Annotated in this window: 10 protein-coding genes; 1 reads left to right on the top strand and 9 read right to left on the bottom strand. The window is 68.7% G+C overall.

Annotated elements, in window-relative coordinates; genetic code table 11:
* Positions 1–3: 3 nt before the first annotated feature.
* From BLR46_RS02990 to BLR46_RS02970, 5 genes are all read right to left on the bottom strand, one after another.
* Positions 4–480, bottom strand: a complete 477-nt coding sequence (locus tag BLR46_RS02990) for a PTS sugar transporter subunit IIA (protein ID WP_093248768.1) — start codon at positions 478–480, stop codon at positions 4–6.
* 11 nt (positions 481–491) lie between these two features.
* On the bottom strand, positions 492–2075 hold the full coding sequence (gene nagE / locus BLR46_RS02985; RefSeq protein ID WP_093248766.1) for an N-acetylglucosamine-specific PTS transporter subunit IIBC: 1584 nt from the start codon (positions 2073–2075) through the stop codon (positions 492–494).
* Entirely contained in the window at positions 2072–2932 is an 861-nt protein-coding gene (locus BLR46_RS02980) for a PRD domain-containing protein (RefSeq protein ID WP_093248765.1), read from the bottom strand. The genes nagE and BLR46_RS02980 overlap by 4 nt, the downstream gene beginning before the upstream one ends.
* 118 nt (positions 2933–3050) lie before the next feature.
* Positions 3051–3887, bottom strand: a complete 837-nt coding sequence (locus BLR46_RS02975; protein WP_176761633.1) for an HAD-IIB family hydrolase — start codon at positions 3885–3887, stop codon at positions 3051–3053.
* 10 nt (positions 3888–3897) lie between these two features.
* Positions 3898–5058, bottom strand: a complete 1161-nt coding sequence (locus tag BLR46_RS02970) for a DUF998 domain-containing protein (RefSeq protein WP_176761632.1) — start codon at positions 5056–5058, stop codon at positions 3898–3900.
* A 76-nt stretch (positions 5059–5134) separates the two neighbouring features.
* Between BLR46_RS02970 and BLR46_RS02965 the strand changes: the two genes are divergently transcribed.
* The gene (locus BLR46_RS02965) at positions 5135–6934 is read left to right on the top strand and encodes an ABC transporter ATP-binding protein (protein ID WP_176761631.1); all 1800 of its coding nucleotides are present in this window, start codon (positions 5135–5137) and stop codon (positions 6932–6934) included.
* Positions 6935–7045: 111 nt separating this feature from the next.
* Here BLR46_RS02965 and BLR46_RS02960 read toward each other — a convergent pair whose 3' ends face one another.
* The 4 genes from BLR46_RS02960 to BLR46_RS02945 are packed head-to-tail and all read right to left on the bottom strand — an operon-like array spanning position 7046 to position 11844.
* Positions 7046–7975: a dihydrodipicolinate synthase family protein gene (locus BLR46_RS02960; protein WP_093248756.1), complete on the bottom strand. Its 930-nt coding sequence runs from the start codon at positions 7973–7975 to the stop codon at positions 7046–7048.
* Between the two features lie 22 nt (positions 7976–7997).
* Entirely contained in the window at positions 7998–8807 is an 810-nt protein-coding gene (locus BLR46_RS02955; protein ID WP_093248754.1) for an ABC transporter ATP-binding protein, read from the bottom strand.
* Positions 8804–10879 carry a dipeptide/oligopeptide/nickel ABC transporter permease/ATP-binding protein gene (locus tag BLR46_RS02950; protein WP_093248752.1) on the bottom strand — a complete coding sequence of 692 codons (2076 nt, stop codon included), beginning with the start codon at positions 10877–10879 and terminating at the stop codon, positions 8804–8806. Before BLR46_RS02950 ends, BLR46_RS02955 begins: the two co-directional genes overlap by 4 nt.
* Positions 10879–11844, bottom strand: a complete 966-nt coding sequence (locus BLR46_RS02945) for an ABC transporter permease (RefSeq protein ID WP_093248751.1) — start codon at positions 11842–11844, stop codon at positions 10879–10881. The genes BLR46_RS02950 and BLR46_RS02945 overlap by 1 nt, the downstream gene beginning before the upstream one ends.
* Positions 11845–11908: the final 64 nt, after the last annotated feature.

Here is an 11908-nt window from a genome sequence, read left to right as displayed (position 1 = left end):
TTCTCAGTTGAGGGTGACGGTGGCGGCCGGGCCGGCGTCGCCGTCGGAGACGACGAGCTTCGCGACCTGCTTGGCCTTGGTGCACACGACGGGCGTGATGGGGTCGCGCCCGCCGGCACGGATGGCGGCCACGTCGGCGCGGATGACCGGCTGGCCCGCGTCGACGTGGTCGCCCGTGGCGGCGAGGGCCTCGAAGCCTTCACCCTTCATCTCGACGGTCTCGAGTCCGATGTGGACCAGCACCTCCAGTCCCTGGTCGCTGACGAGCGCGAACGCGTGCCCGGTGTTGAACACCTTGGCGAGCCTGCCCGCGCACGGCGCCACCACGTCGACGGTGCCCGCGTCAGCGGCCGGGACGACGGCGAACCCGTCGCCCAGCATCTTCTGCGAGAACACCGGGTCGGGGACCTGGTCCACGCCCACCACCGCACCCGCGAACGGGGCGAGGAGGGTTTCCTTCTTCTTTCCGAGACCGAACACTTGCTTCCTTCCTAGACTTCCTGCTCACCCATGAGGGCGGTTTCGCTGTCGCGCAGCTCCTTGGCGGCCGCGTCGTAGACGAACTGCACCTGGGGGCCGATGACCACCTGGACGTTCTTCTGCGACGGGCGGATGACCCCGGCGACTCCGGCCTTCTTGATCTCCGACTCCTTCACCTGCGTGTAGTCGTTGATCGTCACGCGAAGGCGGGTGGCGCAGTAGTCGATCGTGTCGATGTTCGACGCGCCGCCCAGGCCCTTGATCACCTGGCGGGCGACGCTGGCCGAGTCGGAGTCGACGGAGAGCTCCGCCACCTCGTCCTCCGCGTCGTCGCCGCGCCCGGGGGTCTTGAGATTGAACAGCGGGATGAGGAAGTAGAACACCGCGAAGTAGATCACGAAGAACACCACGCCCATCACGAGGAGCATCCACCACTGGTTGGCGAGGGGGTTGCGGGCGGAGAGGAACATGTCGACGAAGCCCGCGGAGAAGCCGAAGCCGGCGGTCCAGTCGAACGCGGCGGCGATGCCGACGGAGAGGCCGGTCAGCAGTGCGTGCACGAGGTACAGCAGCGGGGCGACGAACATGAACGCGAACTCCAGCGGCTCGGTCACGCCGGTGAAGAACGACGCGAGCGCGCCCGCGAGCATGAGGGAGCCGACGGTCTTCTTGCGCTTGCTGTCCGCGCGCAGCCAGATGGCGAGCGCGGCGCCGGGGAGGCCGAACATCATGATCGGGAAGAACCCGCCCTGGTACTGCCCGACGACGCCCACGACGTCGCAGGAGCCGTTGGCCCAGATGCCGGGGCAGCTGGCGGCGTCGGTGGCGGCCTGGGCCGCGGCGATCGTCGCGCCGCCGCCGAGGAACTTGCCGATGTCGTTGATGCCGATGACGTCGAACCAGAAGATCGAGTTGAGCGCGTGGTGCAGGCCCGTGGGGATGAGGAGGCGGTTGACGAAGCCGTAGATGCCGGCGCCGATCGCGCCCATGCCCTGGATCCACTCGCCGAAGCTGAACAGCGCGCCGTAGAGCAGCGGCCACACGAAGTAGAGGATGCCGGCGAGCACGATCGCGAAGATGGCGGTCATGATCGGCACGAGGCGGCGGCCGGAGAAGAAGGCCAGGAAGTCGGGCAGCTTCGTCGAGTGGAACCTGTTGTAGGTCCACGCGGCGAGGACGCCGACGAGGATGCCGATCAGGACGTTCTTGTCGTTGATGGCGTCCCAGCCGTGCGAGATCCAGTCGAGCTTCGCGTCGCCCTCCAGGGTGGCGGGGTCGATGCCCTGGTAGCTGGCGACGGACGCGGGGCCGAGGATCAGCTTCACGGTGGCGAAGCCGATGAAGCCCGACAGCGCCGCGGCGCCGTTGGAGTCCTTCGCGAGGCCGAACGCGAGCGCGATGGCGAAGATCCAGCCGAGGTTGTCGAGGACCGCGCCGCCCGACTTGATCAGGATGGCGGCGGCGATGTTGTTGGCGCCCCAGCCGTCGGGGTCGATCCAGTAACCGATGCCCATGAGGATCGCGGCCACGGGCATGACCGCGACCGCTCCCATGAGCGCCTTCCCGAGCTTCTGCAAGCCCTGCATGATGTTCATTCGTTTCCCTTTCTGTGGTGGTCAGCTGCGTTGCTGATGTCCTGTCGCCAGCCGTGGACCGTGACGGCGAGGAACGCCGCCTCGCCGGTCATGTCGCGCGGGAGCGAGTCCGCCCCGAGCAGCCGGCAGAGGATCGTCGTCGCGATGGCGTGGTCCTGGCCGAGGTCCCGCGCGATGGAGTGCCCCGCGTCGTTGCGGCGGATGTTGCCCGCGCGCAGCCGACGGTTGAGCGCGACCAGGTCGCGGGTGATGTCCTCGTGCGCCGACTTCCCGGGGCTGCCCAGGAGCCGCCACACCTCGTCGACGAGCCCCGCGAGCCGGTTCGCGCGCTGCAGGGGCTGCTTGACCGTCTCCCCGGAACGCGCAGCGTTCAGGTGGAGCGCGATGAAGCCGGCCTCGGCCTCGGGCAGGTCGATGCCCAGCTGGGCGTTGAGGTGGCGCACGGCGAGCCGCGCGGCCTCGAACTCCTGCGGGTACATCACCTTGATCTGCGGCACGAGCGGGTTCTCGATCGTCTCGCCCTCGCCGATGCGCTGCACGGCGAAGGCGATGTGGTCGAGCAGCAGGACGTAGACCGCCGGGTGGAGCCCACCCAGCGCGTCGGCTGCGGCCTCGACGGCCTGGGCGATCACGTCGACGGAATCGCTGCCGAGGGCATTGATCCAGTTGAGGACGTGGACGCGTTCGGGGTCGATGTCGACGTACGCCTGCTGGATGGAGGACTCGTCGATCACGTCGCCGTCGGAACGGCCGAAGCCGATGCCGCGGCCGACCAGCACCATCTCGTTGGAGTCGTCCCGGGTCAGCACCGCGTTGTTGCTGATCACCCGGATGATCCGGCGACCTGACAGTTCCACAGGGCTCCTCGGCGAGCAGGACTTTGGACGCTGCCGGTTGGCAGTGCCCAGAACCCGGTAATGCCTGTGGTCAGTTACACCCGGATCGGATTAGCGCAACTTTGGCACATCGCGCTGTTCAGGGCAAGGGGTCGGCGGCAGCCGTCAGCTTCCGGCCAGCGGCGTCGAGGTACTCGGCGACGATGTCGCGCGCCTGGGCGGTGTCCGCGGCGTTCCGGCGGACGCGGGTGCCGTCGTCGGGGTCCAGGTTGTCCGCGGTCATCGGGGTGACGCAGACCGCGAGGCCTGCGAGCGACAGCATGCCGCGGTCGTTCTCGCCGTCGCCGATCGCGATCACCCGGTCCCAGTCGACCCCGAGCGCCTCGAGGATGAGGTCGCCGCCCTTGGCGGTGTGCGCCTGCGTGGAGACGAGGTCGATGTAGTGCTCGCCCGACTTCACGATCTCGGTCCCCGGCCACTGGCTGAACCCCTTCACGACCTCGGCGTGCGTCGGGTCCTGCAGCAGGTACAACACCTTGCCGATCCGGCCGGCGTGCGCGGCGAGGTCGGCCACGCGGGGGGTGTCGCCGATGTAGGAGGCCTCGGTGAGCGCCCAATCCGTCTCCTCGGCGACGAGCCACTCCCGGTCGGTGAACGCCCAGACCTCGAAGCCGCGCGCACGGGCGGATTCGAGCGCTCCAGCGACTGCCTCGACCGGCAGCGGCCGGTGCCCGAGCACCTCCCAGCCGTCGGCGGTGCGCCTGAGCGCGGTGGCGCCGCTGCTGCTGGCGAGGTAGTCGACGTGCGGGACCTCGCGGACGAGGTCCACCATCGAGCCGGTGGTGCGGCCGGAGCAGAGCGCCACCCGGACGCCGGCGGAGTGGAGGTCGTCGATCAGCTCGAGGGCCCCGTCGTTCCAGCGGTCCTTGTGGCGGAGGGTCCCGTCGACGTCGAGCAGCGCTACTTGGTAGGTCACGCCGTCGAGCCTAGGCCAACTCCCAATCGCCGTCATCCGGCAGGATCTCACCCGCGACGGGTTCGGTCGCCTCCAGTTCCCGCGCGGCCGGAGCGGCTTCCGCCGGGTCGACGTCGCGGCCCGCCGCCACCACGGTGCGGATGAACAGCACCATCCAGCCGAGGACCGTCGCGACCGCGATCATCTCGAAGCCGGTGGTGTTGAGGTAACGGATGTCGCGGTGCAGGTACCAGAGCAGCCACATGAACCCGAGGATCGCGAACGAGACCACGCGGAAGCCCCAGGGGATGCGTCGCAGGATCAGCGGCGCCGCCACGGCGAGCATGATGAACGCGAGCACCGTCGCGTACGTCACCCACAGGTGTCCCCGGTGCGAGAGCGTGACGGGGATGAGCCCCACCCCGGCGAGCATCAGCCCCATGATCCCCAGGCCGGCGCGCAGCACGTACGCCTTCCACACGCCCTGCCCCGTGGCCAGGAGCCAGCCGCGCAGGTCGTGGGTGAGGAAGTCCGCGAGGGTGACGATCACGAGCCCGGTGAGCACAAGCGTGTAGTTGAACGCGAAGCCCGAAAAGTCCCCGGTCATGCCGAGCGACGAGAAGTGGACCCGCCACCACTCCTGGTCCGACGCGTTGACCGCGCTCATGAACGCGCCCAGCACGAGGAAGACGCTGACGAGCCCCGACAGGAGCTCCGTGTTGAGGCGACCCGCGATGCCGGCGGCGGTGTACACGCACAGCGCGCACGACAGCGCGATGAACGCGGTACCGGACCACTGGTCCAGCCGCAGCCCGATGAACGCCGACGCGGCCACCCTTCCGAAGGCGCGCATCGCGAACAGCGTCAGCGACCCCATCATCAGCGTGAGGCCCACGAGGTTCAGGGCTTGGCGCAGCGGGTGCATCGTGCGGTGCCAGGGCAGGATGCGCCCGCGGAACACCATCAGCACCCCGAGGAACACCAGCGCCACCAGCACGCCCGACGACAGCGCCGCGATGTCGGCCACGGTGCGCACCCCGCCGCCGGCGAAGGCGGTGAACTCGTCGAGGGACAACAGGCCGATCAGCGTCCCGACGACGAGGGCGCCGCCGCCCATCAGCAGGTTGACGTTCTCCAACCGCAGCCCGGTGGGCTCGAGCCCGGCCCGGTGCTGCTGTTCCACGTCCGTCACGGCACCCTCCTCGTCGCTCACCTGCAAGGGTAGCCAGCCCGCTGGCGTTGGGGTCCAGGGAGTAGGGTCGTCGTTCGTGAAGAGCATCGTTCGGATCGTCTCCAGCGCCCGCCAGCTGACCCCCCTCTACATCGGCATCATCATCGGTGCGGTGGTGACTACGGCGACGACGCTGCTCACCCCGTTCCTGATCGCGCAGGCCACACAGACCGTCGTCGACATGACCACCGGCAGCCGCGAGCCCGCGATCATGCCGCTGGTGTGGCTGGCGGTGATCCTGCTCGGGCTGATGCTCGCCAACTCGGTCGTGACCAACATCACCGGCTACATGGGCGACCAGATGAGCAGCCGGATCCGCGCGATCCTGTCGCACAACTACTTCCACAAGCTGCTGCGCCTGCCCCAGCGCTACTACGACTCGGAACTGACCGGCACGATCATCTCCCGGCTCAACCGGTCGATCACCAGCATCTCCGACTTCCTGCAGGTCTTCGCCAACGGCTTCTTCACCACGATGCTGACCGTGGTCGTCGTGCTCTTCGTGGCCGCGTGGCACTCGCCGTGGCTGGCGCTGCTGCTGATCGTCATCTACCCCACGTTCGTGTACCTCACCGCGCTCACCAGCCGGAAGTGGCAGGTGTGGGAGCGGAAGAAGAACCAGCACTACGACATCGCCGGCGGCCGCTTCGCAGAGGTCGTGGGGCAGCTGCGCGTCGTGAAGTCGTTCACCACGGAGCGCACCGAGCTCGACCACTTCGACCAGCACTACACCGACGCCGTCTCGCTCACCAAGACGCAGTCGCGCTTCTGGCACGCGATGGACGTCGCCCGCCGCGGCGCGCTCGACGTCGTCTTCTTCGGCGTCTACCTGATCATCTTCGTCGCGACGGCGCAGGGCCGGTTCAGCATCGGGTCGATGGTGCTGCTCATCCAACTGATCCAGATCGCGAAGGCGCCCGTCACGTCGATGAGCTACTACGTCGACACCATGCAGCGGGCCGTCACCGGCAGCAACGAGTACTTCCAGGTGATGGACGAGGCCGACGAGCCGCACAACCCCCTCGAGGCCGCCGATGTGAAGGCGATCGAGTGGGTCGACCGCGACCCCATCGTCTCCTACCAGGACGTGAGCTTCGGCTACGACGAGGACCGTCTCGTCCTCGACGGCATCGACCTCGACGTGCACCGCGGCGAACGCATCGCCTTCGTCGGCGAGTCGGGTGGCGGCAAGACGACGCTGGTCAACCTGCTCCTCGGGCTCTACGCCCCGACGTCCGGCACCATCACGGTGCGCGGCCGGTCCGTGACCGAATTGCCGACGAGGGCGCTGCGGCAGCAGATCGGCGTCGTCTTCCAGGACGCGACCCTCTTCTCCGGCACCGTCCGCGACAACCTGCTCTACGGTGACCCGAACGCCGACGAGGAGGCGCTGCGCGAGGCCGCGCGCCGCGCCAACGCGCTGGACTTCATCGAGCGCCTCCCCGACGGGTTCGACACCGAGATCGGCGAGCGCGGAGTGAAGCTCTCCGGCGGCCAGAAGCAGCGCATCTCCGTCGCCCGCGCGATGCTGAAGGACGCCCCGATCCTCGTCCTCGACGAGGCCACCTCGGCGCTCGACACCAAGGCGGAGCGGCAGGTGCAGGCGGGCTTGGAGGAGCTGATGGTGGGCCGCACGTCGCTGATCATCGCCCACCGGCTGTCGACGATCTCGGCCGTCGACCGGATCGTCACGCTCATCAACGGCCGCATCGACGAGGTCGGCTCCCCCGCCGAGCTGGCCCAGACCAACGGCATCTACGCCCAGCTGCTCGCCCTCCAGGCGAGCGACTCCGCCGCCGGCCGCAAGATCCTCCGCCGCTTCGGCATCATCCAGTAGGCTGCCCCGGTCCCTGAGGAGCGAGCACCGGCCAGAGCCTCGAAGGGCCCCGGAAACACAGCACCGCCGCGACTCCTGGTGGGAGTCGCGGCGGGAGCCGGTTGGAGAAAATCAGGCGAAGGTGCCGATGTTGGCGTCGGCGACGATCTGCTTGATCTTGTCGGCGACCTCTCCCCCGAGCGCCTGAACTGGGAAAGCCATGGTGTTGCTCTCGATGATACCCAGCGCCTGCATGGCCGTCTTGAAAGCACCGACACCGGCGGCATCACCCGAGCGTCCCTTGGCGACGAACACGATCTCGAAGCCCTCGCAGATCTCGTCCTGGATGCGGCGCGCGGCCGTCCAGTCCTCGGCCTGCGCGGCCTCCCAGAGGTCGGTGTAGCGGCGGGGGTCGACGTTCGCGTAGCCGGGGACGACCCCGTCGGCACCGAGGAGCAGCATCCCGTCGACCACGCACTCGTGCCCGGTGAGCAGCGACAGCGGGTGGCCGGCGGCCTCGTTGGCGGCGACGAGGCGGCGGAAGGCCACGTCGTTGCCCGACGAGTCCTTGACCCCGGCGACGACGCCCTCCTTGCCGAGGTCGACCAGCATCTGGTGGTCGAGCTTCACGCCGTTGACGCGCACCGGGATGTCGTAGACGAACAGCGGCACGTCGATGGCGGCGGCGATCGCGCGGAAGTGGTCGGCGATCTCGTCGGCCGAGTTGATCGCGTAGAAGGGGCAGGTGGCGACGACCGCGTCGGCACCGAGTGCCTGGGCGCGCTTGGCCTGCTCGATGACGCGGGCGGTGGTGGTGTCGATGGCGCCGGCGATCACGGGCACGCGGCCGGCGGTCTTGGCGACGACGCGCGAGAGGACCTCGTCGCGCTGCGCGTCCGTGAGGTAGGCGACCTCACCCGTCGAGCCCAGCACGAACAGGCCGTGCATGCCGCCGGAGATGAGGTGCTCCACGACGTCGTCGAGGCCGGGCAGGTCGAGCGCGCCGTCGGCGGTCAGCGGGGTGACGACCGGGGGGATGACACCGGTGAATTTGCGGGACATTTCCATCCTTTCGAGGAATGTTCTAGATGAGGGAGGGCACGGCGCTGAGCAGCGTGCGGGTGTAGTCGTCCTGGGGGTTGTCGAAGATGGCCTCGGTGGTGTTCTCCTCGACGATGCGCCCCTGGTTCATGACCGCGATGCGGTCGGAGATGTAGCGCACGGTGTTGATGTCATGGGAGATGAACACCAGCCCGAGCCCGAGGGAGGCCTTCAGGTCCTGCAGCAGGTTGAGCACCTGCGCGCGCACGGACACGTCGAGGGCGGAGGTCGGCTCGTCGGCGACGATGACGTCCGGCCCCAACGCGAGGGCCCGGGCGATCGCGACACGCTGCCGCTGCCCGCCCGAGATCTGCCGCGGCAGAACGTCGAGGGCACTCATCGGCAGGCCGACGACGCGCAGCAGGTCCTTCACCCGGTCGACGCGCTCCTTCTGGGAGCCGATGCCGTGGACGTTGAGCGGGTCCATGAGCGTGTCGCGCACGATCATCCGCGGGTTCAACGCCGTCGACGGATCCTGGAAGATCATCGACACCGCCTTGCCCATCTCCTGCTTCTCGCGGCCGCTGTGCGCCAGGGGCTTGCCCCTGAAGAGCACGGTGCCGCTCGTCTCGGGCTGCAGCCCGACCATGACGCGGGCGGTGGTCGACTTGCCGGAGCCCGACTCGCCGACGATGCCCAAGGTCTGGTTCTTGAACACCGACAGGCTGACGTCGTCCATGGCGTGCACGGTGTCGCGCTTGAACAGCGTGCCGGTCCGCGACTTGTGGATGACGTGGACGTTCTTCAGCTCGATGACGGGCTGGTCGGGGGTCCAGCTGGACTGCGCGGTCATCGTGCACCCTCCTTCTCGAGGATCGCTTCCAGTTCGGGGGTGATGGCGAACACGTGGTCGCGGCTGCCCTTGACGGGCTTCAGCACCGGCCGGGTCTCGAGGCCCACGTCGGGGAAGTTCGACCGCGGGGCGAACCGGTCGCCGGGCACGAACTCCCGCGGCGACGGGACGGTGCCGCGCACCTGGTGGAGCCGCTTGGCCCCCGACTCGATCGACAGCACCGCGCCCAGCAGGCCGCGCGTGTACTCGTGGGTGGGCTGCAGCAGCAGCTCCCGCGTCGGCGCCTGCTCGACGACCTGGCCCGCGTACATCACCGTGATGCGGTGCGCGAGCTGGGCGACGAGGGCGAGGTCGTGGCTGACGAACACCATCGCGAACCCGAGCTCCTCGCGGAGGTTGTTCAGCAGGTCGACGACCTGCTTCTGCACCGTGACGTCGAGGGCCGTGGTGGGCTCGTCGGCGATCACGAGGCTGGGGTCGCGGGTGAGCGCCATGGCGATCAGCACGCGCTGGCGCTGGCCGCCGGAGAGCTCGTGCGGGTAGCTCTTGAGCGTGCGGACCGGGTCGAGGCCGACGAGCTCCAGCAGCTCCTCGGCGCTACGGGTGCCGCCGCGACGGGTGAGCTGCGCCAGCTGCGAGCGCACCAGCATCGACGGGTTCAGGCTCGACAGCGCGTCCTGGTAGATCATGCTGAGCTCGTGGCCGCGCAGCGCGTTGTGCTGCTGCGGGGTCATCTTCAGCAGGTCCTGGCCCTTGTAGAGGATCTCGCCCTCGAGGTGCGCGGTCTTGGGCAGCAGGCCCATGATCGCCATCGACGTGATCGACTTGCCACAGCCCGACTCGCCGACGAGGCCCATCGTCTCGTGGGGGCGGACGGAGAAGGACACGTTGTCGACCACCGCGATGTCGCCGTGCTGCTCCGGGAACCGGATCGAGAGGTTTTTCACCTCGAGGATGGGGGCGGCGTCGCCGGTGTAGACGAGCCGGTCGTCGCGTTCGAGTTCCACCTCGCGCAGGCTCTGCAGTCTGGCCTCGAGCGGGACCTCGGCCTCGGCGGGGCGGACCAGCTTCGACAGCGGGCCGGCCGGCTCGGCGTCGTCGGAGCGTGCCTCGTCGGCCGCGACGTTGACCCGGCGGCGGATCTTGGGCGACGCCATCGCGTCGGTGAGGCCCTCGGAGAGCACGTTCAGGCACAGCGTGGTGATCAGGATCATCAGGCCGGGGAAGAACGTCACCCACCAGTGCCCCGACAGCAGGAGTTCCTTGCCCTCGGAGAGCATGTTGCCCCAGGTGGGGGTGTTGACCGACTTGATACCGGCGCCGATGAACGACAGCGACGCCTCGAACACGATCGCGTCGGCGACGAGCACCGTCGCGAACACCATGATCGGCGCGATGCAGTTGCGGGTGACGTGCTTGGCGAGGATCCACCAGGTCTTGGCGCCCATGACCTTGGAGGCGGCGACGTAGTCCTCGCCCATCTGCGACAGCACGTTGGCGCGCACGACACGCGTCAGCTGTGGGACGTAGAGGATCGCGATGGAGCCGATGATCACCGGCAGCATCGGGGCGCGCGTCGACAGCGCCAGCACCAGCACCGCGGCGAGCGCGATGGCCGGGAAGGACATCACGATGTCGAGCGTGCGCATGAGGACCTCGGAGATCCACTTGCGGGCGGTGGCGGCGACGGAGCCGAGGACGGCGGCGACGACGAGCGCGATGCCCGTCGCGGACAGGCCGACCAGCATCGACACCCGGGCGCCGTAGAAGACGCGGGACAGCACGTCGCGGCCGGAGCCGTCGGTGCCCATCGGGAAGTCGCCGCTCGGCGGCACGGAGTTGTCGGGGACGATCGTCTCGCCGACGCCCTCGATGAAGACCGTGCGGCCACCGCCCTCGGCGAGGCCTGTGGCGGCCGGGTCGTACGGGGCGAGGACGGACGCGAACACGCCCATCAGGACGATCAGCAGCAGCACGATCACGGAGATCTTCGAGCCGATCGGCATGGCCTTCCAGCCCTGGAAGCGCATGCCCGGCTCCATGGCCTTCTTGAAGTGGGCCCTGGTGAACATCAGACGCTCCTGATCCTCGGGTTGACCAGCACGTACAGCAGGTCGACCAGAATGTTGATGACGATGAACGCGAGCGCGATCGTGATGGACACGCCCTGGACGATGTTGACGTCGTTGCGGGTGATGCCCTGGAAGATCAGCTGGCCCATCCCCTGGATGTTGAAGATCATCTCGATGACGACGGCGCCGCCCATGGCGTAGCCGATGCGGAGGCCGAGCACGGTGATGGGGGTGATCAGGGCGTTGCGGAGCACGTTGCGGCCGACTACCTCACCCTTCGGGATGCCGGCGCCGATGGCGGTGCGGACGTAGTCCTTGTCGAGTTCCTCCACCATCGAGGTGCGCACGACGCGGGTCAGCGAGCCGGCGGCGGGGACGACGATCGCGATGATCGGCAGCGTGGCCTGGCGCAGGTAGGTGCCCGGGTCGTCGGTGAAGCCCACCCACTCGGTCACGACAGCCGCGAAGGAGCCGGTGCCGCCGGGGATGTCGCCCCACCACTGGATCATCAGCAGCGCGAGCCAGAACGACGGCGTCGCGAGGAAGACGATGGAGATGATGCGGATGACCTGGTCGGGCCAGCGGTCACGGTAGAGGGCCGCGGTGACGCCCAGGACCGTGGCGACGACCGCCGCGATGGCGATGCCGATGAAGGCGAGCTGTAGGGTGATGGGGAACGCGTTGCCCACCATCTCGGAGATGGGGACGCCCGTGAAGGTCTCGCCCAGGTCGCCCTGGACCAGGCCGACGAGGTAGTCCCAGTACCGCTTGAGCAGCGGGTCGTCGAGGTTGTGCGCCTGGCGGTAGGCCTCCAGTGCCTCTGCGGACGCGGACTCACCCAGCGCGAGGCGGGCGGGGTCGGCGTTGGACAGGGACATCACGAGGAAGACCAGCAGCGTGACGCCCAGCACCATCACGGGCAGGGCGAGGATCCGCCGCCCGATGAGGTGGAGAAGCTTCGACACTGTGAATGCTCCTTTGCTTCGGTCGAACCGCCCGTGGCCCGGACGGCCGGTCTGCACCCGGGTT

The sequence above is a fragment of the Tessaracoccus oleiagri genome, from assembly GCF_900103275.1.
Taxonomy (GTDB): domain Bacteria; phylum Actinomycetota; class Actinomycetes; order Propionibacteriales; family Propionibacteriaceae; genus Arachnia; species Arachnia oleiagri.
This window is presented reverse-complemented; position numbering and strand designations above follow the sequence as displayed.

Coding starts and splice junctions, on each gene's coding strand:
- nagE (WP_093248766.1), bottom strand. CDS start 2,075: ATGAACATCATGCAGGGCTTGCAGAAGCTCGGGAAGGCGCTCATGGGA.
- BLR46_RS02960 (WP_093248756.1), bottom strand. CDS start 7,975: ATGTCCCGCAAATTCACCGGTGTCATCCCCCCGGTCGTCACCCCGCTG.
- BLR46_RS02955 (WP_093248754.1), bottom strand. CDS start 8,807: ATGACCGCGCAGTCCAGCTGGACCCCCGACCAGCCCGTCATCGAGCTG.
- BLR46_RS02950 (WP_093248752.1), bottom strand. CDS start 10,879: ATGTTCACCAGGGCCCACTTCAAGAAGGCCATGGAGCCGGGCATGCGC.